Raw genomic sequence first — 22,042 nt, forward strand, 5'->3', positions numbered from 1 at the left:
CCTTTTAATTGGCTGCGTCGGGCAAGACAAAACCCATAGGGGTATTGATAAATAATCTTTCGTCCATCAGTTTTAACTCAGGAGAAATAACCGGGGCGAAATCCATTTTGTCCAGAATATCGTTTTGCAAAGAAACGCCGGGGGCAATTTCTACCAAATGGAGACCATCCTCTTTTAAGGTAAAGACGGCACGTTCGGTGATGTAACGCACCTCTAATCCGCGTTCGAGAGCAATTTTTCCACTGAAGGTTATTTCAGGTAATTCACTGACGAATTTTTTCACCCGACCTTCCTGGACAATATTCAGCTTACCGTCGGCGACGTCTGTTTTCAGATTTCCGGCAGTGAGTGTGCCGCAGAAAATAATTTTCTTGGACGTGGCGCTAATATCAATAAATCCACCGGTGCCCATAATCTTGCCATTGAATTTATGCACGCCGACGTTGCCGTGGCTGTCCACTTCAGCAAAACTCAAATAGCACACATCCAGACCGCCGCCGTGGTAGAAATCGAACTGCGTGGTCATATCCATAATGGCACGGGTGTTAACGTTGGCACCGAAGGCAATGCCTTGCGAGGTTATCCCACCCACTGGACCAGTTTCGACCGTCAGAATAAAGTCGTCGGCGCAGCCTTCTTCACGAGCAACCAGACCAATGCCGTCAGCGATACCGACCCCCACGTTACCCACCGCGCCTTTGCGCATTTCGAACAAGGCGCGCCTGGCCACCAGTTTGCGCTGGTTGAGCGGCAGGGCGATTTGCTGGCTGTCATCAAGGACAAAGTCACCGGAAATAAAACGGTTAACCGGCGCCCCGCCGTACAGTTGGGTCTGATCAGGGTCAACCACCACGATGTCCACCAGATAGCCTGGGATCCGCACCGCTTTGGGGTGTAAGGTGGCTTTCTTGACCATTTTTTGTACCTGCATCATGACGATGCCGCCGTGGTTATGCACGGCCTGGGCAATCACCAGCGCATCGAGGTACATCACCTCATCCTCAAACGTGGCGTAGCCTTCGCTGTCACAGGTGGTAGCGCGAATGAAGGCGATGGTGGGCGCGATGGCCTTGTAGTAGAGGTACTCCTTGTTGTCTATCTCCACCAGTTTGATCAGATCGTCGGTGGTTACGTCATTGAGCTTGCCGCCCTGCTGGCGGGGGTCAACAAACGTGCCGATCCCAATATCACTCAGAATACCCGGCTGGTGGGCTGCGGCTGCACGCAGCGTTTGCGTCAATACGCCCTGAGGATAGTTATAGGCGGCGATTTTATTTTGTTCAGCTAAATCGGAAATGCGCGGTGATTGCCCCCAATGTCCGCATAGCGCCCATTTGACCAATCCTTCTTGTGCCAACGGGCTAATACCCCGGTCGGCGCGATCGCCCAGGCCCGTCGGACTAATTAGCGATAAATTACGCGGAGTTTGACAGGTTTTATATTTTTCGGCCAGTGCGCTAATTAATGTGGTGGCCTCCAGAATGCCGCCGCCGGCGCCTAATACGCAGAGCGTGGCTTCATCAGAAATATAATCAACTGCATCCGCTGCCGATAATACCGGCACCCGACCGTTAATACGTTCAGGTCTGTTAAGTTTCATATAAACTCCAGGTTACAGGCGTGAGGCTGCCTATCGTTTTATTCGATAAAAGATATTAATTTATTTTAAAAATAACTAACCGTCTGCCCGATATTCAAAATAATATGAATAACAGGGCAGGGAGGTTATTTAAAACAGTACTGAAATATTCTGTTATTAAGCCTGATGTAAAATGGTTAGTACGCTGCGCAAATCGGAAACCGAGATCTGCCCGGGCGCTGAGGCTTTTTTCACCGCGCCAAAGGTCGCCGCAGAACCAAAAACTTCACCCGCCAGTCGCGAAATTACGCCTGTTTTGGCCATCGACATAGTAATGATCGGGCGGTCGGCGTAGTGCTCCTGCATCTCAAGCGTAGCGCTAAGCAGCGTCAGGACATCCGTCTTGTTTTGTGGCATCAGCGCAATTTTCGGGATATCTGCGCCCAGTTCCTGCATTTTACGCAGCCGCTGGATAATCTCTTCTGCCGCCGGTGTTTTGTGGAAATCATGATTCGACATAATCACCAGCACCTGCTTCGCGTGCGCATGCTCGACGGTGGCTTTGACCTGTTCATCGCCGGTGAACAGCTCCAGATCGATCATATCCACCAGCCCGCTATCCACCGCCGCACGGTTAAGCGCAATATAGTCTGCAACAGACAGCGCCTGTTCACCGCCTTCTTTGGCGCTGCGGAAGGTGAAAAGTAGCGGCTTATCGCTCATCACGTCGCGGATCGTGCGGGCCGCTTCCAGCACCGCGTCAATGGAAGAGACATCGGCAAAATGGTCAACACGCCATTCCAGGATGTCGAAGTCCGCGTCACGGTAGGCCAGCGCTTCGGTTTTTACCGTGGCGATGTCTTTACCCATTAACGAAACAATGATCTTCGGCGCACCCTCGCCAATCACGAGGTTTCTTACGGTTACGGTTTTCATTGATTACCCTTTAAAAATTCACAGATTGTTGCCCGTCAGGCGGCAAACCCCATAACCTGCTTAACGTATTCCAGCGGAAAATCTTTCCCGGTCCACAATTTGAACTGCTCAGCACCTTGCCATAACAACATGCCGTAACCATCAATGGTTTTGCAACCGGCACGCTGCGCCTGCTGCAGTAACCTGGTCATATGCGGATTGTAGACGCATTCGGTTACCAGCAGATCCGGGCGTAGGAGCGATTCATCGCGAACAATGGATTCGTTTTCCAGTGGTTTCATACCGACTTTTGTGCCGTTGGTCAAAATGTCTGCGCTGGCCAGGGCTTTGGCAAAGGCCTGCTGGTCGGCCAGATCGATAACGGTCACCACGCAGTCGGTGTTGTCATTCACGCGTTTGGCGAACTCAAGCGCCTTGCTAAAGAAATCATCCTGACGGTTAAACAGTTTAATCTCTTTAATGCCCTCAATGGCGGCCTGTGCGCCGATAGCGGTCGATGCACCGCCCGCGCCCAACAGTACCATGGTTTTGCCTTTTATATCGAAGCCGCTTTCCTTAATGGCGCGAATGTGGCCGGTGCCGTCGGTGTTGTAGCCACGAAGATAGCCATTGTCATTGACGATGGTATTGATGGCACCGACCAGTTTAGCGGCCGGGGTTAATTCATCGACATATTCGCACGCCAGCTGTTTATTGGGCATCGAGACGCCGGTACCGCGCATCTTTAACGCTTTCAACCCTTCAATGGCACTCGCAAAGGTTGTGTTATCGACTTCAAATGCCATATAGGTAAACGGCAGTCCGGCTTTTTCCAGCGCCTTATTTTGCATTTCTGGCGACAGACTGTGTCTGATGGGGTAGGCCATCAGGCCAATCAGTTCATATTTTGCAGTAACATCCATTTTTAACTCCTTGTGAACTCTTTATTGAAAATAACTTTCGCCCAACCGCACATCGTTTTTGGGTATATCAAATACGCGGTAGTAACGGATAAAGACGATAATGGCCGTGATAAATGCCAGCAGGGCAAAGACCAGATCGAGCAAAATAATGTATTGCAGGCCGATGTTAGACAGGTATCCGGTGATCAGCGGGATAATGAAGTTGGCAACGCCGCCCATCATCATATAAACGCTGGTGACTTTGGCTTTGCTCTTCGGGAAGAACTCCGACATCACCGAGACGCCCAGTTGTAAAATACCGCCAGCGGCAGAGAACCCGATGAGAAATGAGCCTGCGTTACAGACCAGCGGTGAGGGGTACAAATAGATAACCGCTGCTGTAATCGTTGCCAGCCCGGCGTTAAAGACGTTGGCCCAGATCGGACGGACTAATTTCTTCAGCAGTGCAGCAAAAATAAACACGCAGACCAGGGAACCCATACTGTAGTAAGAGATGGTTTTCAGCGCGTCGGCTTCGGCCATCCCGGCAAAGGCCATGGCGTATTTCGGCATCCACACCACGATGACGTAAAAGGTTGAAAATGCGGCCACGCCGAACATCACTGATGCCACACCTTCCAGCCACACCAGCGGCTTACTGTTCATCTGCGGCAGATCTTTCGCCACACCTGCGTCCACCACTTGGCTGGGGAAGCGACTCTTCAGCAGCATTAAGGTAATCACCACGAACAGGATGCCCGGGACAATGACGGCATAGCCGTACCAGATATGATTCAATAACATGGTGCTGACAACGAGCGGGTAGATCATCTGCCCAAAAGACACCATCGCCTTCACCAGAATAACCGCCGAACCGGACGCTTTGGGGAAGCACTCCATTAACGCCGGATAGCCACCGGTATCCAACGCGGAGTTGGCGACGCCCACACAAACCGCCAGAATAAAAGCAATCATCAGATTTGGGCTGGCGGGAATACCGAAGAAGAACAGCATATAAAGAATGACGCCTAACAGGATAATGGCCCGACGACCAAATTTATCGGAGAGTACGCCAAAGAATAAAATACTGACCAGACGGCCCAATCCGATACCGGAAATTAAATAGGCAATCCCCGCATTGTCGGTAGAAAATTTCTCTGCCAGGGAAGTCATGTTTTGTGCCAGCGTAATGACACTAATGCCATGCAGGAAATAACTGAGATAAATACAGGTTATCGCCAGAAGAAATGGCGTATTAAAAGCCTTGCTCTGAGACATTTCGCATAACTCCTTGCAGATTTTAATAGGGTTCGTTTTCATCGTGATAATATTGATTGCGATGATGATGTCATTACTATACCGAGTGACGGATGCTGTACCTACATAGCATGACGCTTAAGTGACCAGGTATATTGCATAGCAAAGTGTGAAATTAATTCTTCCTGTTGCCGTTTTGCTGTTGTTTTAAATAGTCCGCAAATTATTTTGCAGACGGGGGGAACAATATTGCATCCGTGCTATTCGGCGAGTGGCGCCATTTTTAATGGATACTTTGTCGCCATGCGGCTGCGATAACCAATGAACAGTGCCAGCAAGAAGCCGATGGCAGCCATGCCGGTATCAAACCACATGATATGGGCAATGCTGGATTGTGAGAGTTTTGCCGTAATCAAGGGAATGGTGAAAGTGGCAATACTACCCGCACTGTAATAAATCCCGGTGGCTTTCCCCTTGGCATGCGGGAAGCGCGCCGCCATCAGCGTTAGCCCGATTTGCACCACGCCGCCAGCAGATGAAAAACCGATGACAAAAGCAAACGCGATCACCACCGTTGGCGTAGGGTGCAGGCAGACCGCCAGCAGAGCAATAAACGAGATGAAGGTGTAAAGCATTAACAGCGTCGGTGCGCGTTCGGCCTTCCTCGCCAGCGGGGCGGTGATCAGCACGCACAGTAGCGAACCGCACGTGTAAACGCTCAACAGCTTGATGGATAACGTATAGGACATGCCAGCGACAAACTGACCGTACTGAGCCAGCCACTGGCTCACCAGGTAAAAGGTGGCCATTGAGATGTAGCCGTACAGGGTGTAGCTGCCAAGATCGATCAGGGAACAACGATGCGTAGCCATCGTTGTTTCGGGTGCTTCCTTGACGGTGGGTTGACGTCCCGGATGCGCAGGAAATCGGCAGCGAAATAAAAATATGCCGTTGGAAATCATGATGCCTGCCGCCAGCAGGAAGGACCAACCAAACCAACATTCGCCCCACATCAACAGGCTGATGACCATCGGCAACAGGAACTGGCCGCTGGAGACAAAGGCTTTAATCAGAATATTCGCGGTGCTGGGGGTGCGGGGAAATGCCTCCATCAAGCTGGGGTAAGTTCCCGCATCGAGAAAACTGTTCGCCATCCCGGCTAAAAAACCAAACGCGTAGGCAATGTAAATATTGTGCGTATTGATAATACCCACGAAGAAACAGAGATAGCAGGTCATGCCGAGCAGGATAAACGGCCTGCGCCCATAGCGATCGGAGAGTAAACCCGCCAGTAATAAGACGCTTAATCGACCAATGCCGAGAGAAGAAATGACAATCGACACGCCTGCCGCATTGGTTTGCCACTGTTGTTCCAGTGAGGACATATTGAGGCTCATCAAAATGACCCCCATACCGTGTACCAGATAATTAAGGTACAGCCCTATCGCAGTGGAGAAATAGGTATTTTTCATAATGTGTTACTCAGCGAAGAGGCTAAAGGGTGTGGCGTCGCGGTTTCCTAGCACAAACGCTCGAGATCGTGAGCAAAAAGTTCAACTGCCGTCGATTGATAAATTTTCCAGTCGAGGAAATTATCGTCGTGATACACCGCCTGAAAAGACATCAGGTCGGGGAAAAAACGCATCGTATTATTACCAATACGATTGTTGATTTTTTCGATGATGGCATTAATTCGCAATTTGCGCTTTGCTTTCATTTCTGCACAGCGCCGCACAATGCTCTCTGGTATATCACGATCACCATTTTCCCATTGTTGCCAGGTGGTAACATTGCCATCACCTGCAATATAAATCGCACTTTCTTCAATCGATAGCGCAAAAAGGTGGCGGAATGCCTGCAATTCGAATGCGTTCATCATGTCATCACTTAATAAAAACGGTGGAGTAGTAATAGCATTACTGTGGATATTTCAACTTGAAGAGAGTCACAGTATCTTGTGCAATATTATTTGTTATTAATCTGTGAATACGACGGTGATTGGCCTTTCAGGTCGCGAGTAAAACACCCCTTTCGGCCGATCACATTAACTAAATAACGTAATTCCACTGGCTATTTCCGCAATTGTTCACGTTGTCGCGCCTCTCGATACTTGTCAGAGCAATGGTTGATGGAGAGAGGGGAGTTACAATGATGAGTATTTACAAGGATGCACAACGGCCGGTGCACGAACGCGTGGCCGATTTGCTGGCGCGCATGACACCTGAAGAGAAGTTCGCGCAAATGCATGCGTATTGGCTGGTGCTCTCTGAACAGGGCGACCACCGGGAACGCAGCGACATGAGTGACGAGTTTGCCGGTGTGAGCGGTCAGGCGGCACTCACCGAGCGACTGAGAATGGGTGTTGGACAGATTACGCGCCCGCTGGGTACCCATATCGTTGAGGCAAAAACGGGCGTGCGGGCGGCAAATCGTTTACAAAAGATGTTAGTGGAAGAGACGCGACTGGGCATTCCCGCGCTGTTTCATGAGGAGTGCCTGGTGGGGTTGTTATGTAAAGATGCCACCCTGTTTCCCTCGTCGCTGAACTACGGTTCAACCTGGGATCCTGAACTGGTCAAGCGTGCCGCCAGGCAGATTGGCCTGGAGGCGCGTTCAACCGGATGCCGCCAGGGGCTGGCACCGGTGCTGGATGTCTCACGCGATGTCCGCTGGGGTAGGACGGAAGAAACCTTTGGTGAAGATCCATGGCTAGTGGGGGTAATGGCCTGTGCCTATGTGCAGGGCTTACAGGGCGAAAAACGCGATGTGCTGGCGACGCTGAAGCATTATGTCGGGCATTCGTTCAGCGAAGGTGCGCGCAACCATGCGCCCGTGCATCTGGGATTCTGTGAGCTTAACGATACCTTCCTGCTGCCGTTCGAGATGGCGGTTAAATTGGCCAATGCCGGATCGGTAATGCCTGCCTATCATGATATTGATAACCAGCCGGGGCACAGTGACAATTATCTGTTAACCACCGTTTTGCGCGAGCAATGGGGATTTGATGGGATTATTGTGGCGGATTACGGTGGTGTGAGTTTGCTGCATCAGCATCATGGCGTGTCGCATGATGCTGCGCAATCTGCAGCGCTGGCCTTTAATGCCGGGTTGGACGTTGAGTTGCCGAAAGACGACTGCGCCCGCCATTTAGCTACGGCGGTTGAGCGTCGACTGATAACCATGACCAAAGTCGATGAGATTGTCTCCCGCATCCTGACGGAGAAATTCCGTCTTGGCCTGTTCGAACAGCCGTATACCGATGTGTCCGCGATTGACCTACAGTCCGATGAAACACGCAAGGCCGCGCGTGATGTTGCCACGTGCTCGATAACGCTACTGGAAAATAACGGTATTTTGCCGCTGCAGGGCAGACCGCGCGTTGCGGTGATCGGCCCCACGGCGGACGACCCGCTGGCGCTGCTCAGTGGTTACAGCTTCCCGGTGCATCTGATCATCAGCGATATGGCTGACAGCGCCGAGCAGGTGACGACCCCGCTGGCCGCGCTGCGCCACTATCTGGGCGATGACCATATCGACTATGCGAAGGGCTGTCATATCATAGAGAAACGGTTGGCGGGCGCACCGGTGTTTCCCGGTGACAGCAGTGGCAAACCGATGCAGTCCTCCCCGGTCTCCACTGACCAACGTTTGATTCCTGAAGCGGTTGCCGTCGCCCGTCGCAACGATGTGGTGGTGGTCTGTGTCGGCGATCTGGCCGGACTTTTCCAGAGCGGCACGGTGGGAGAAGGCTCGGATACAGACAGCCTCACTCTGCCGGGTGTACAGCAACAACTACTGGAGGCTCTGGTGGCGACGGGTAAACCGGTTGTTGTGGTGATGACAGGCGGCAGGCCATACAACCTGCAGGGGCTGGAGGACAATGTCGCCGGGCTGTTAATGGCCTGGGCACCAGGTCAGGAAGGAGGCTGGGCTATTGCCGATGTGCTGACCGGACGGGCTGAGCCGCTGGGCAGGCTGGTGGTTAGCGTGCCGAAAAGCGCAGGTGCTATGCCCTATTACTACAATCACAAACTGAAAAGCGGCGGAACGCCGTTTGCGTTCCACTTTGGATCCCGCTATCCCTTCGGTTACGGCAAAGGCTGGACCGAGTTTGCCTGTGAAGGAATAGCAGCGCTGGCGAAGGATGTCCCGGTGGAAGGCGAGATTGCTTTGCAGGTAAGGTTAAGTAACCGTGGCGAGCGCAGGGGAAGTGAAGTGGTGCAGGTGTATGTCCACGATAAAGTGGCTTCGATGGTACGCCCCGTTAAAGAGCTGAAAGCGTTTCAACGCCTCACGCTGGAGCCCGGTGCACGCGCGACGCTGACCTTTTATGTGCCGGTGGATATGCTTAACTTCACCCGCCGGGATGGCAAACGGGTGGTTGAACCTGGCGAGTTCGACCTGATGGTCGGGAATTCATCTGCGAACATCTGGGCGAGCACGACGGTCAATGTGGTTGGTACGCTACAGATTATGCCGAAGAATTGGCAGATGATGAGCCGCTGCGTGGTGAGCTGCGAGTAAATGTTAAAAAAAAGCCCATCGTGGGAGATGGGCAAAGACTACACACAGCAATTCGTTGTTTCACTCAGGGGATTTCCATGCTTATAAATCAATGTGTTGATCTAAAGCCTTGAGACAATAGTAGGCATGTCGATTTTTCACGTCGATCAGATTCATCTCAATAGTTTAAAAACTGTAAAGAAATTGCGACACAAATGAGAGTTTTAAGGCAGGAGGCGTGGGATTGGGGCAATGAGTGCTGAAGCATCAATAAGCAGCGTTAAACAATCAGGCGGCGATGCCGCCTGATTTCAGGGTTATTTGTTGTTTTCGATTTCAGCGATTTCTTCGAGGATTTCGTCCGGATCGTTACCTGGAGCCGGGGCTTCGTTCACCCAAGCAGAGAACAGACGCCAGGATACCGCCAGGACCACTGGGCCGATAAACAAGCCAATCATGCCGAAGGCAATTAACCCGCCGATGACACCCGACAGGATGAGGATCAGCGGTAAATCGGCGCCCATACGAATCAGCATCGGGCGGATTACGTTATCCAGCGTGCCGACCACGGCACTCCAAACCAGCAGCACCGTGCCCCAGGTGGAGTCCCCCGTCCAGTACAGCCAGATAATGGCCGGGATTAGCACCGGTAGAGGACCCAACTGCACCAGGCAGGACAGGATCATCAACACCGCCAGCAGCGTGGCGTACGGCACACCCGTTACCGCCAGACCAATACCCCCGAGAACGGCCTGCACCAGTGCGGTGACGACCACACCCAATGCCACCGCGCGGATCGCTTGTGCCGCCAGCAAAATAGCAGCATCACCACGCTTAGAAGCCAGGCGACAGGCGAAGTGACGAATCCCTAATGCCACCTGCTCGCCGCGCCAGTAGAGCAGGGCGCTGAACAGCAGCATCAGGCCACAGTGCATCATAAAGCGACCAATGTGCGCGGCCTGACCAACAAACCAGGTCGTTGTGGAACCGATATAAGGACGCACTTTGGCCATAATTGCCGCGCCGCCCATATCCAGCAGGCTGTGCCATGCGCTATAAATTTTGGCACCCACTAACGGAATACTGTTCAGCCATTCCAGGTCCGGCAACGTCATATCGCCCGCGGTTACGGCATGGATCAACGGTCCGCTGCCATCAACAATACTGTTGACCAATAGCGCGATGGGAATGATAAACAAAAGGACCAGCAGCAGGGTCATTACCAGCACGGCCAGAGAGCGGCGTCCCCATAACAATTTCTGTATGCGTAGCAAGATAGGCCAGGTCGCAATGACCACGGTTCCAGCCCATGCAAAACCAAGGATAAAGGGCTGCACTATCCATAAACAGGCCACAATTAGGATGGCTAAAAACAGCACCGAGAGCAGCACTTGTGCGATATCCCTGGGCTGACGGAAATTTACCATAAATACTTTTTCACCTTTTCTGTACGTCAGGACGTTGACGCGACGTGAACGCTAAAACCCCACCCTATAATGATGAGCAATTTCAGCGGTTTTTAACAGGCAGATTCTGCCTTTAAATCTGCCGGGCGTATTAGAAAAAAATGTGATACAACAAACAAAGCAACACGCAAACGATTAAATTCACAACACAGACCGCAGGAAAGGGTCACTATAATGATTCCACAAATTTCTCAGGCACCTGGTGTCGTTCAACTGGTGCTTAATTTTTTGCAGGCGCTGGAGCAGCAAGGGTTTACGGGCGACACGGCAACGAGCTATGCCGATCGCCTGACAATGTCGACAGATAACAGCATTTATCAGCTTCTTCCTGATGCCGTGGTTTTTCCCCGTTCAACGGCGGATGTGGCGCTGATCGCCCGTCTGGCGGCAGAACCTCTCTTTTCCTCGTTGATTTTTACCCCGCGTGGCGGCGGCACGGGTACCAATGGTCAGGCGCTGAATCAGGGCATTATCGTGGATATGTCCCGTTATATGAGCCGCATTATTGAAATCAATCCGCAGGAAGGTTGGGTACGGGTCGAGGCCGGGGTGATCAAAGACCAGCTTAACCAGTATCTAAAGCCGTACGGCTATTTCTTCGCACCAGAATTGTCGACCAGTAACCGGGCAACGCTTGGCGGGATGATCAACACCGATGCGTCCGGACAGGGCTCGCTGGTATACGGTAAAACCTCCGACCACGTACTGGGCGTACGTGCGGTACTGATGGGCGGCGATATCCTTGATACGCAGCCGATGCCAGTGGAACTGGCTGAAATGCTCGGTAACACCAATACCACCATCGGGCGCATCTATAAGACCGTTTACCAGCGCTGTCGCGAAAATCGTCAGCTGATCGTGGATAAGTTTCCGAAGCTGAATCGGTTTTTAACCGGCTACGATCTGCGGCACGTCTTTAACGATGAGATGACCGAATTTGATTTAACCCGCATCCTCACCGGTTCCGAGGGCACGCTGGCATTTATTACCGAGGCTCGCCTCGATATCACGCCATTGCCGAAAGTGCGGCGGCTGGTCAACGTCAAATATGACTCATTTGATTCCGCTTTGCGCAATGCCCCGGTAATGGTTGACGCGCGCGCGCTGTCGGTAGAAACCGTGGACTCCAGGGTGCTGAATCTGGCGCGCGAAGACATTGTCTGGCATTCGGTTAGCGAACTGATTACCGATGTACCGAATAAAGAAATGTTGGGACTGAATATCGTCGAGTTTGCCGGTGACGACGAAGCATTGATTGATGAGCAGGTCAGCGCGTTGTGTGAACGCCTGGACGGTTTAATTGCCCGTCAGGAAGCTGGCGTCATTGGCTGGCAGCTGTGTACTGAGCTGGCGGGCGTGGAGCGTATCTACGCGATGCGCAAAAAAGCCGTCGGTCTGCTGGGTAATACAAAAGGGGCCGCCAAGCCGATTCCGTTCGCGGAGGATACCTGCGTACCGCCTGAACATCTGGCGGATTATATCGCGGAGTTCCGCGCGCTGCTTGACGGCCACGGCCTGAGCTATGGCATGTTTGGTCACGTGGATGCCGGAGTGTTACACGTCAGGCCGGCGCTGGACATGTGCGATCCGCAGCAGGAAGTGCTGATGAAACGCATTTCTGATGACGTGGTGGCATTGACGGCAAAATACGGCGGCCTGCTGTGGGGCGAACACGGCAAAGGATTCCGCGCGGAGTACAGTCCGGCTTTCTTTGGCGATGAATTGTACGGTGAACTGCGCAAGGTGAAGTCGGCGTTTGACCCGCAAAACCGACTGAACCCTGGTAAAATATGCCCACCGGAAGGCGTCGATGCGCCGATGATGAAGGTCGATGCGGTTAAACGCGGTACCTACGATCGCCAGATCCCACTGGCCGTAAGGCAGGAGTGGCGTGGGGCGCTGGAGTGTAACGGCAACGGGTTATGTTTTAACTTCGATGCCAACAGCCCCATGTGCCCGTCGATGAAAATCAGCATGAACCGAATTCACTCCCCCAAAGGACGCGCAACGCTGGTACGGGAATGGTTACGCCTGCTGGCTGACCGCGGCATCGATCCGGTTCGCCTGGAAAAAGAGTTACCGGAAAAAGGTGCCAGCTTGCGCACGTTAATCGCCCGCACGCGTAACAGCTGGCATGCGCGCAAGGGGGAGTACGATTTCTCGCACGAAGTCAAAGAGGCGATGTCCGGCTGTCTGGCATGTAAAGCGTGTTCCACGCAGTGCCCGATCAAAATTGACGTCCCGGAATTTCGCTCTCGCTTCCTGCAACTGTACCACACGCGTTATTTACGCCCGCTGCGCGATCACATGGTGGCAACCGTCGAAAGCTATGCGCCGCTAATGGCGCGTGCGCCAAAAACATTCAACTTCTTCATTAACCAGCCGCTGGTGCGTACGCTGGCCAAAAAGCATATTGGCATGGTGGATTTGCCGCTACTGTCCGCGCCGTCATTACAACGTCAGCTGGTCGGGCACCGCTCCGCCAATATGACGCTGGAACAGCTCGAGCTATTGAGTCAGGAACAGAAAGCCCGCACTGTGCTGGTGGTCCAGGATCCGTTCACCAGCTATTACGATGCGCAGGTGGTAGCTGATTTTATCCGCCTGGTGGAAAAACTCGGTTTACAGCCGGTCCTGCTACCGTTCTCGCCTAATGGCAAGGCGCAGCACATTAAGGGCTTCTTAAACCGTTTTGCCAAAACGGCGAAAAAGACCTCTGAATTTCTCAATCGGGTGGCGACGTTGAACATCCCAATGGTCGGCGTCGATCCGGCGCTGGTATTGTGCTATCGCGATGAATACAAGCTGGCGCTTGGCGATCAGCGTGGAGACTTCCATGTACTGTTGGTGAACGAGTGGCTGTCAACTGTCCTGGCCTCTCAGCAGCCTGCCGCTGTTGCGGGTGAGCCGTGGTATTTCTTTGGACACTGCACCGAAGTAACGGCCCTGCCGGGTGCGCCAGCGCAGTGGGCGGCCATTTTTGCCAAATTTGGCGCGCAGCTGGAAAACGTCAGTGTCGGGTGCTGCGGCATGGCGGGCACGTACGGTCATGAAGTGAAGAATCACCAGAACTCGCTGGGCATCTATGAGCTATCATGGCATCAGGCGATGCAGAGACTACCGCGCAATCGCTGTCTGGCTGCGGGATATTCTTGTCGCAGCCAGGTGAAACGCGTGGAAGGCACGGGCGTTCGCCACCCATTACAGGCACTGCTGGAGATTATTGGATGATCTGGAAACGTGAAGTTTCACTCGAGGCGCTCAATGCCATGGGTGAGGGAAATATGGTTGGTCTGCTTGATATTCGTTTTGAGCACATTGGTGACGATACGCTGGAAGCCACAATGCCGGTGGATCACCGGACCAAACAGCCTTTTGGCCTGTTACACGGTGGCGCGTCGGTGGTGCTGGCCGAAAGCATTGGCTCGGTGGCCGGCTATTTATGCACTCAAGGTGATCAAAAAGTGGTGGGTCTTGAGGTCAATGCCAACCATATCCGTTCCGCGCGGGAAGGGCGAGTGAGAGGGGTGTGCAGCGCGCTGCATACCGGTTCTCGCCATCAGGTCTGGCAAATCGAAATCTTCGATGAGCAGGGACGGTTGTGTTGCACATCGCGTCTGACGACCGCTATTTTGTGATGCATGTTGCTTTTGGTCATTATCTGCGCAGGGAAAGGTGCTATACTGTGCAGGTTTTGAACACAAGCGAGGATGATATGTCTACCCAATTAGACCCGGCCCAACTGGCAATAGAATTTATACGTCGTGATAACAGCGATCTTTCACCGGCTCAGTACCTGAAAAGACTGAAACAATTAGAGCTGGAGTTTGCTGATTTACTGGCGCTTTCTTCGACTGAACTCAAAGAAGAAATCTATTTTGCCTGGCGGCACGGCGTTCATTGATTCCAGTATGCTTATCGTGATGAAAACCCCGACACCAGTTCGGGGTTATTTTTTGCCTTAAATCGGATTTACCATTTCATCTCCCCGGTATTGACCTTCGCACTCAGCCCCAGCGAGCTTTCGTCCGCAAGCCCTGGCCATGCCGCCTTCATCGTTTTAATCACATATGTAGACCCTTTTTTTGCGCCCAGCGCCTGCTCAAAAGCGTGCAAGTAATCACCGGTGAAGCGGATCGCTTGATCGCCTGCCGGGCGTTCGCCGATGTAGTGACCGGGGATCACCTCGTTTGGGCGTAAGGTTTGCATTTCGCTCAGCACGTTACGCCATGCGCGACGCTGTTCAGGAGATTGTGTGTCCGCGGTCCAGACATGAATACCGGAAGCCACGCCGGTGCCGCCGAGGATCGCCCGGTTAGCCGGGATCCAGACGTAGGCCGCGTAATCATTCGAGTGGCGCAGTTCCAGCGTTTCACCATCAATGGTAAAGCGTGTCTGCGTCGTGACCTGCGGCACGATGAGCGTCGTTGGTGCGCCGTCTTTCATCTGCGGGCCCCAAAACTGCAGTTTGGCGTCTTTGGTGGCACGAATGTGCTCCACGACGTGCGGTGTTGCCAAAATCTTTACCTCGGGAAAGGCGTTAACAATCGACTGCAGACCAAAATAAAAATCCGGATCGCCGGAGGTGATCACGATGGCCTGCAGTTTTTTGCCGCTGTCGCGAATCATCTGCACCAGCTTTTCACCGTCTTTGGTGCTGAATTGCGCATCAAATAAAATGGCCTCTTTCGGGCCGGACACCAGCGTTGAGGATACCGGGAAAATAGCTTTTTCCTGGGGATTGTAGACGTCAAGCTGGAGTGGCGCGGCGAATACCGGCGAGGCAAACAGAGGTAACAGCAGGGCCAGGGTGTTCACTTTCATGGGGGATAACCTTTTGCAGATGAAATGTCTTTTTCTTGTTCTTTATTTTACGGATATTTGGATCTGTTAGAATTCCTCTATCAGGACATGCTGAGTTTCATAAAACGATCGGATGGGATGCAATGGACAGAGTCATGGCGGCAACGGTGTTTAACCACATCTGCGATTTGGGCAGCCTGAGCGCCGCAGCGCGCGCGCTGGGGCTTTCCCGTCCGATGGTCAGTCGCTATCTCGACGAGATGGAAAAATGGGCGGGTGCAAGGTTAATCCACCGTTCATCGCGTCGGCTGACCATTACGCCCGCGGGGGAAGAGGCGTTAGTGAAGACACGCTCGCTGGCGCAGCTGTCGCTGGATATCAGCGCCGCCAGCGCAGCAGAGATTCCTTCCGGCACGCTACGTGTGGCTTGCGCGCATTTTACTGCGATGCATATTTTGGCGCCGGTACTGCCCGTTTTTCTGGCGCGTTTCCCTGAACTGCGCATTGAGGTTGAGATTAACAATCAACCGGTGAGCCTGGTCGGTGAACGTATTGATACGGCGATTCGCATTACGGATAATCCTGAACCGGGTACTATCGCCCGTCGTCTGGGTGACTGTGAGTCGGTGTTATGCGCCTCTGCGGACTACCTGCGCCAGCATGGCATTCCGCAAACCCTGGACTGTCTCGCCCAGCATAATTGCCTTTACTACAGCGGGTTTGCCGGAAAATCATGGCACTTTGATGATGAGCAGGGCAATGCTGTATCGGTGGCGATAAAGGGAAATCTCAGCGCGGGGATCTCTGCGCTATTATGTGAGTCGGCGCTGGCCGGTATGGGTATTGCGGTGGTGCCGGAACAAGAGGCGCGTGAAGGGCTGGCTCGCGGCCAGTTGATCCGACTTCTACCCCAACTCAAGCCGCGACGTCTGCCAATTTACGGCTTATACCTGTCGCGTGAGCATCAACCGGCAGGGCTGCGTCTGTTATTGGATGCCCTGCATGAGATTCTGGTCTGAATATGTGAGCTGCGTCCGCCTGTAAATCAGACAAACCGCAGTTTGTGTTAAAAACACGGCGTCAGGTCGTGAGAGTATTCTTATCGCCCCTTCAAGAGCTAAGCCATCGTGAGTGCCGGAGATAAGCGCCGGATGGGGTCGGAACCCTTAAGCCTGCTAATAGAGCAGCCTTAAGGGTTTTTTATTGTCTGTCTGCGCCGTTTGCATGCGGTTACCTCTATTTCTCCGTCTTTCCCCTATCTCTTAAATAGACATTTTCTATACATCTTTTTGCGTTTTACCTTGCTGAACGATTAACGGTTTGTAACCCATTATTTATCAAAGCATTGAACAAAATAATCGCTCTCTGTAAACCCTCGCCGCAGGGTCTATGCTTAATAAAAGTAACCAAAAAGGGCGGTTAACCCGAATGCCCCTGCTGATCAGGGGTTGAAGTGATAATCATTATCACTAACATGGTGTTGTAGCGTGCAGGTTAATGACTCGAGGTAACCCTATGGAATTGCATTCAGGAACATTTAATCCGAACGATTTTGCATGGCGTGGGTTGACGTTAACGCCAGCCGCAGCGGTGCATATTCGTGAGCTGGTGGCAAAACAGCCCGATATGCTGGGCGTACGGTTAGGCGTGAAGCAAACAGGATGTGCGGGGTTTGGCTATGTGCTGGATACCGTCAGCCAACCGGAAAAAGACGATCTGGTGTTCGAAACCGATGGCGCGAGGCTGTATGTGCCGTTACAGGCGATGCCGTTTATTGACGGAACCGAAGTCGATTTTGTTCGTGAAGGATTAAATCAGTTATTTAAATTTCATAACCCGAAAGCCCAGAACGAATGCGGCTGTGGCGAAAGTTTTGGGGTATAGGCGGTACTATGTCGCGTAACACTGAAGCAACTGACGATGTCAACACCTGGGCTGGCGGACACCTCAATTATAAAGAGGGGTTCTTCACCCAACTAAAAACTGATGAACTGGCGAAGGGCATCAATGAAGAGGTCGTACGGGCGATTTCCGCGAAACGCAACGAACCGGACTGGATGCTGGCATTTCGCCTGGATGCGTTTAAGGCGTGGCTGACGATGGAGGAGCCGCACTGGTTAAAAGCGCATTACGATAAGCTGAATTATCAGGATTACAGCTATTACTCCGCACCTTCCTGCGGCAACTGCGATGAGACCTGCGCCTCCGAGCCGGGAGCGGTACAGCAAACGGGCGCGAATGCGTTTTTAAGTAAAGAGGTTGAGGACGCTTTCGAACAACTTGGCGTGCCGGTACGTGAAGGGCGAGAAGTAGCGGTTGACGCCATTTTTGACTCGGTATCGGTGGCGACCACCTATCGTGAAAAGCTGGCGGAGCAAGGCATTATTTTCTGCTCGTTCGGTGAGGCCATTCATGATCACCCGGAACTGGTGAAAAAATATCTCGGCACGGTGGTGCCGGGCAACGACAATTTCTTTGCCGCGCTGAATGCAGCGGTTGCCTCAGACGGTACGTTTATCTATGTGCCGAAAGGCGTGCGCTGCCCAATGGAGCTTTCCACCTATTTTCGTATAAATGCGGAAAAAACCGGGCAATTTGAACGCACTATCCTGGTGGCGGATGAAGGCAGCTACGTCAGCTACATTGAAGGATGTTCTGCTCCGGTACGCGACAGCTATCAGCTGCACGCGGCGGTGGTGGAAGTGATCATCCACAAAGATGCTGAAGTGAAATACTCGACGGTGCAAAACTGGTTCCCTGGCGATGGCAACACCGGCGGCATTCTGAACTTCGTGACCAAACGTGCACTGTGTGAAGGCGAAAACAGCAAAATGTCGTGGACCCAGTCGGAAACTGGCTCGGCCATCACCTGGAAATACCCCAGCTGTATTTTGCGCGGCGATAACTCCATCGGCGAATTCTACTCCGTTGCGTTGACCAGCGGTCATCAGCAGGCCGATACCGGCACCAAGATGATCCACATCGGCAAGAACACCAAATCGACCATTATCTCGAAAGGGATCTCCGCCGGGCACAGCCAGAACAGCTATCGCGGCCTGGTAAAAATCATGCCGACGGCCACCAACGCCCGTAACTATACCCAGTGTGACTCGATGCTGATTGGTGCGGACTGCGGGGCGCACACCTTCCCGTACGTAGAGTGTCGCAACAACAGCGCCCAGCTTGAACACGAAGCCACCACCTCACGTATTGGTGAAGATCAGCTGTTCTACTGTCTGCAGCGCGGTATCAGCGAAGAAGACGCCATCTCGATGATCGTCAACGGGTTCTGTAAAGACGTGTTCTCTGAACTGCCGCTGGAGTTCGCTGTTGAAGCGCAAAAACTTCTCGCCATCAGCCTTGAACACAGCGTCGGTTAAAATTTAAGGAAAGCACATGTTAAGCATTAAAGATTTACAGGTCAGCGTCGAAGAGAAGGCGATCCTGCGCGGGCTGAGCCTGGAGGTCCGCCCGGGTGAAGTTCACGCCATTATGGGGCCGAACGGTTCAGGAAAAAGCACGCTGTCGGCAACATTGGCCGGGCGTGATGATTATGCCGTCACCGGGGGAACGGTGGAATTTAATGGTAAAGATTTACTGGAACTGTCGCCGGAAGACCGGGCTGGTGAAGGCATCTTTATGGCGTTTCAGTACCCGGTAGAAATCCCCGGCGTCAGCAATCAGTTTTTCCTGCAAACCGCGCTTAATGCAGTGCGCGGTTACCGTGGCGAAGACGCGCTGGATCGATTCGACTTCCAGGATTTGATGGAGGAGAAAATCGCGCTGTTGAAAATGCCGGAGGATTTGCTCACCCGCTCGGTAAACGTCGGTTTCTCCGGCGGTGAGAAAAAACGCAATGATATTTTGCAGATGGCGGTGCTGGAGCCTCAGCTGTGCATTCTCGACGAGTCTGATTCGGGGTTGGATATTGATGCGCTAAAAATTGTCGCTGATGGCGTCAATTCGCTGCGCGACGGCACGCGTTCATTCATTATTGTCACCCACTATCAGCGCATCCTCGACTATATCAAACCCGATTACGTCCATGTTTTGTATCAGGGACGCATTGTTAAGTCCGGCGATTTCACGCTGGTTAAACAGCTGGAGGAGCAAGGATATGGCTGGCTTAGTGAACAGCAGTAATGTGCTGCAGCAGTGGCATCACCTGTTTGAGTCGCAGGGCGAAACCCGCTCGCAGCACGCGCAGCAGCACTTACAGCAGATGCTGCGTCTTGGGCTGCCTACGCGTAAGCATGAAGACTGGAAATACACGCCGCTGGAAGGATTAACCCGTAGCCAGTTTGTTAGTCATCCTGCCGCGATAACCCCGGCGCAGTGCGAGGCGTTAGCCGCTGGCATTGATGCTGTGCGTCTGGTGTTTGTCGACGGGCAATTCTGCGAAGCGCTTAGCGACAGCACGGACGGTAGCGGCTTTGACATTACCGTTGACGATGCGCACCTGTCGCTGCCGCCACCGATTCAGCCAGAGGTTTTTCTGCATCTGACGGAAAGCCTGTCGCGCAGTGTGACGCATATCAAGGTGAAGCGTAATCAGCGCCCGGCGAAACCGCTGCTGTTGATGCACATCACCCAGGGAGTGGCGGGCGATGACGTCAATACTGCGCATTATCGCCACCACCTTGAACTGGCGGAGGGTGCAGAAGCCACCCTCATCGAACATTTTGTCAGCCTCAACACGCTGAAGCACTTTACCGGCGCGCGCGTTACGATGAACGTGGCGGCCAATGCCCACTTGCAGCATATCAAGCTGGCGTTTGAGAACCCGGTCAGCCATCACTTCGCCCATAACGACATTCAGCTGGGCGCAGATGCTACGGCGGTGAGTCACAGCTTTTTGCTCGGCGACGCGGTGTTGCGCCATAACACCAGCACTCAACTGAACGGCGAAAACACCACGCTGCGGATTAACAGTCTGGCGATGCCGGTGAAAAACGAAGTCTGCGATACCCGCACCTGGCTTGAGCATAACAAAGGCTATTGCAACAGCCGCCAACTGCATAAAACCATCGTCAGCGATAAAGGTCGGGCGGTGTTCAATGGTCTGATCAACGTGGCGCAGCACGCGATTAAAACCGACGGGCAGATGACGAACAATAATTTGCTGCTTGGTAAGCTGTCGGAAGTGGACACCAAACCGCAACTGGAAATCTATGCCGATGACGTGAAATGCAGCCACGGCGCGACGGTAGGGCGGATCGACGATGAGCAGATGTTCTATCTGCGCTCGCGTGGGATCGGCCAGCAGGATGCTCAACAGATGATTCTCTATGCGTTTGCCGCTGAGCTGACGGAAGCCCTGAGCGATGAAACGCTTAAACAACAGGTTCTGGCGCGTATAGCCCAACGCCTGCCGGGAGGCGTAGCATGACATTTCCGATTGAAAAAGTGCGGGCCGACTTTCCGGTCCTGACCCGTGAAGTGAACGGCCTGCCACTGGCGTATCTGGACAGCGCAGCCAGCGCGCAAAAGCCGAATCAGGTGATTGATGCCGAAGCTGAGTTTTACCGCCATGGCTATGCGGCGGTTCACCGTGGTATTCATACCTTAAGCGCCCAGGCGACGGAAAAAATGGAGAATGTGCGTAAGCTGGCGTCGCTGTTTATTAATGCCCGCTCCGCTGAAGAACTGGTATTTGTGCGTGGCACGACCGAGGGTATTAATCTGGTAGCCAACAGTTGGGGCACCAGCAATGTGCGGGCGGGGGATAACATCATCATCAGTGAGATGGAACACCACGCCAACATCGTGCCATGGCAGATGCTGTGTGCCCGAGTGGGTGCTGAGCTGCGTGTCATCCCCCTGAATGCTGATGGCACCTTGCAGTTGGATACTCTGCCAACTCTGTTCGACGAACGCACCCAACTGCTGGCGATTACCCATGTATCCAACGTGCTGGGCACCGAAAACCCGTTAGCAGAGATGATTGCACTGGCGCATCAGCACGGGGCAAAAGTGCTGGTCGATGGCGCGCAGGCGGTGATGCACCATAAGGTGGATGTGCAGGCGCTCGATTGCGACTTTTATGTCTTCTCGGGACATAAACTGTACGGCCCCACCGGTATCGGCGTGCTGTATGCCCGCGAGTCTTTGCTACAAGATATGCCGCCCTGGGAAGGCGGGGGTTCAATGATAGCAACGGTTAGCCTGAGCCAGGGAACGACCTGGGCGAAAGCACCCTGGCGTTTTGAGGCGGGAACCCCCAACACCGGTGGTATTATTGGCCTGGGGGCTGCCATTGAATATGTGAGTTCGCTGGGGCTGGATGACATCAGCGAGTACGAGCAGTTCATGATGCGCTATACGTTGGAACAGCTGGCCAGCGTGCCGGAACTGACGCTGTACGGCCCGCAGGACCGCCTGGGCGTCATCGCGTTTAACCTCGGTAAGCACCACGCCTACGACGTGGGTAGTTTTCTTGATAACTACGGCATTGCCGTGCGCACCGGGCATCACTGCGCCATGCCGCTGATGGCGTATTATAACGTCCCTGCTATGTGCCGGGCCTCGATTGCCATGTACAACACCCAGGAAGAGGTTGACCGTCTGGTGACAGGACTTAAACGCATTCATCACTTACTGGGATAACAGGGAGGGGG

18 protein-coding genes and 1 other RNA gene are annotated in these 22,042 nt (G+C 53.2%); 10 read left to right on the plus strand and 9 right to left on the minus strand.

The annotated features are described in order from the left end of the window. Positions 1–4: 4 nt before the first annotated feature. The 6 genes from FDW98_RS10485 to FDW98_RS10510 form a co-directional block, all read right to left on the minus strand. Entirely contained in the window at positions 5–1,600 is a 1,596-nt protein-coding gene (locus FDW98_RS10485; protein WP_096757229.1) for an acyl CoA:acetate/3-ketoacid CoA transferase, read from the minus strand. A 156-nt stretch (positions 1,601–1,756) separates the two neighbouring features. Continuing rightward, positions 1,757–2,515: a type I 3-dehydroquinate dehydratase gene (gene aroD, locus FDW98_RS10490; RefSeq protein WP_096757228.1), complete on the minus strand. Its 759-nt coding sequence runs from the start codon at positions 2,513–2,515 to the stop codon at positions 1,757–1,759. A 35-nt stretch (positions 2,516–2,550) separates the two neighbouring features. Beyond that, complete coding sequence (ydiB, locus tag FDW98_RS10495) at positions 2,551–3,417, minus strand: quinate/shikimate dehydrogenase (RefSeq protein WP_096757227.1); 867 nt, start codon at positions 3,415–3,417, stop codon at positions 2,551–2,553. Positions 3,418–3,438: 21 nt separating this feature from the next. After that, positions 3,439–4,674: an MFS transporter gene (locus tag FDW98_RS10500; protein WP_096757226.1), complete on the minus strand. Its 1,236-nt coding sequence runs from the start codon at positions 4,672–4,674 to the stop codon at positions 3,439–3,441. 239 nt (positions 4,675–4,913) lie between these two features. Further along, a complete protein-coding gene (locus FDW98_RS10505) occupies positions 4,914–6,125 on the minus strand; it encodes an MFS transporter (RefSeq protein WP_096757225.1) in 1,212 nt (403 codons plus the stop codon). Positions 6,126–6,172: 47 nt separating this feature from the next. After that, complete coding sequence (locus FDW98_RS10510) at positions 6,173–6,529, minus strand: YdiL family protein (protein ID WP_096757224.1); 357 nt, start codon at positions 6,527–6,529, stop codon at positions 6,173–6,175. A gap of 272 nt (positions 6,530–6,801) precedes the next feature. Between FDW98_RS10510 and FDW98_RS10515 the strand changes: the two genes are divergently transcribed. After that, the gene (locus FDW98_RS10515; protein WP_137398846.1) at positions 6,802–9,177 is read left to right on the plus strand and encodes a glycoside hydrolase family 3 N-terminal domain-containing protein; all 2,376 of its coding nucleotides are present in this window, start codon (positions 6,802–6,804) and stop codon (positions 9,175–9,177) included. Positions 9,178–9,180: 3 nt separating this feature from the next. On the opposite strand, the gene rprA is transcribed toward FDW98_RS10515, so the two are convergent. Both rprA and ydiK read right to left on the minus strand, forming a co-directional pair. After that, positions 9,181–9,288, minus strand: an RNA gene (gene rprA / locus FDW98_RS10520) — antisense sRNA RprA. A gap of 185 nt (positions 9,289–9,473) precedes the next feature. Further along, a complete protein-coding gene (gene ydiK / locus FDW98_RS10525) occupies positions 9,474–10,583 on the minus strand; it encodes an AI-2E family transporter YdiK (RefSeq protein ID WP_096757223.1) in 1,110 nt (369 codons plus the stop codon). Between the two features lie 213 nt (positions 10,584–10,796). Here ydiK and FDW98_RS10530 point away from each other — a divergent pair, with 213 nt between their 5' ends. The 3 genes from FDW98_RS10530 (at position 10,797) to FDW98_RS10540 (ending at position 14,526) form a co-directional block, all read left to right on the plus strand. Next, positions 10,797–13,853: an FAD-binding and (Fe-S)-binding domain-containing protein gene (locus tag FDW98_RS10530; protein WP_096757222.1), complete on the plus strand. Its 3,057-nt coding sequence runs from the start codon at positions 10,797–10,799 to the stop codon at positions 13,851–13,853. Continuing rightward, entirely contained in the window at positions 13,850–14,260 is a 411-nt protein-coding gene (gene menI, locus FDW98_RS10535) for a 1,4-dihydroxy-2-naphthoyl-CoA hydrolase (protein ID WP_096757221.1), read from the plus strand. Before FDW98_RS10530 ends, menI begins: the two co-directional genes overlap by 4 nt. A gap of 77 nt (positions 14,261–14,337) precedes the next feature. After that, on the plus strand, positions 14,338–14,526 hold the full coding sequence (locus FDW98_RS10540; RefSeq protein WP_135912127.1) for a YdiH family protein: 189 nt from the start codon (positions 14,338–14,340) through the stop codon (positions 14,524–14,526). A gap of 68 nt (positions 14,527–14,594) precedes the next feature. On the opposite strand, the gene FDW98_RS10545 is transcribed toward FDW98_RS10540, so the two are convergent. Continuing rightward, positions 14,595–15,446 carry a Vmh family MBL fold metallo-hydrolase gene (locus FDW98_RS10545; RefSeq protein WP_096757220.1) on the minus strand — a complete coding sequence of 284 codons (852 nt, stop codon included), beginning with the start codon at positions 15,444–15,446 and terminating at the stop codon, positions 14,595–14,597. A gap of 122 nt (positions 15,447–15,568) precedes the next feature. Here FDW98_RS10545 and FDW98_RS10550 point away from each other — a divergent pair, with 122 nt between their 5' ends. From FDW98_RS10550 to sufS, 6 genes are all read left to right on the plus strand, one after another. Further along, on the plus strand, positions 15,569–16,444 hold the full coding sequence (locus tag FDW98_RS10550; RefSeq protein ID WP_096757219.1) for a LysR family transcriptional regulator: 876 nt from the start codon (positions 15,569–15,571) through the stop codon (positions 16,442–16,444). Between the two features lie 496 nt (positions 16,445–16,940). Next, positions 16,941–17,309 carry a Fe-S cluster assembly scaffold SufA gene (gene sufA / locus FDW98_RS10555; RefSeq protein WP_096757218.1) on the plus strand — a complete coding sequence of 123 codons (369 nt, stop codon included), beginning with the start codon at positions 16,941–16,943 and terminating at the stop codon, positions 17,307–17,309. An 8-nt stretch (positions 17,310–17,317) separates the two neighbouring features. Then, positions 17,318–18,805 carry a Fe-S cluster assembly protein SufB gene (gene sufB / locus FDW98_RS10560; RefSeq protein WP_096757217.1) on the plus strand — a complete coding sequence of 496 codons (1,488 nt, stop codon included), beginning with the start codon at positions 17,318–17,320 and terminating at the stop codon, positions 18,803–18,805. Positions 18,806–18,821: 16 nt separating this feature from the next. Further along, positions 18,822–19,568 (plus strand): Fe-S cluster assembly ATPase SufC, encoded by a 747-nt coding sequence (gene sufC / locus FDW98_RS10565; RefSeq protein WP_096757216.1) that lies wholly within the window; start codon positions 18,822–18,824, stop codon positions 19,566–19,568. Then, on the plus strand, positions 19,543–20,814 hold the full coding sequence (gene sufD, locus FDW98_RS10570; RefSeq protein ID WP_096757215.1) for a Fe-S cluster assembly protein SufD: 1,272 nt from the start codon (positions 19,543–19,545) through the stop codon (positions 20,812–20,814). Before sufC ends, sufD begins: the two co-directional genes overlap by 26 nt. Further along, positions 20,811–22,031 carry a cysteine desulfurase SufS gene (gene sufS / locus FDW98_RS10575; RefSeq protein ID WP_096757214.1) on the plus strand — a complete coding sequence of 407 codons (1,221 nt, stop codon included), beginning with the start codon at positions 20,811–20,813 and terminating at the stop codon, positions 22,029–22,031. The genes sufD and sufS overlap by 4 nt, the downstream gene beginning before the upstream one ends. The last annotated feature ends 11 nt before the right edge of the window (positions 22,032–22,042 follow it).

This window comes from Citrobacter sp. wls711 (genome assembly GCF_005281055.1).
GTDB classification, from domain to species: Bacteria; Pseudomonadota; Gammaproteobacteria; order Enterobacterales; family Enterobacteriaceae; genus Citrobacter; species Citrobacter gillenii.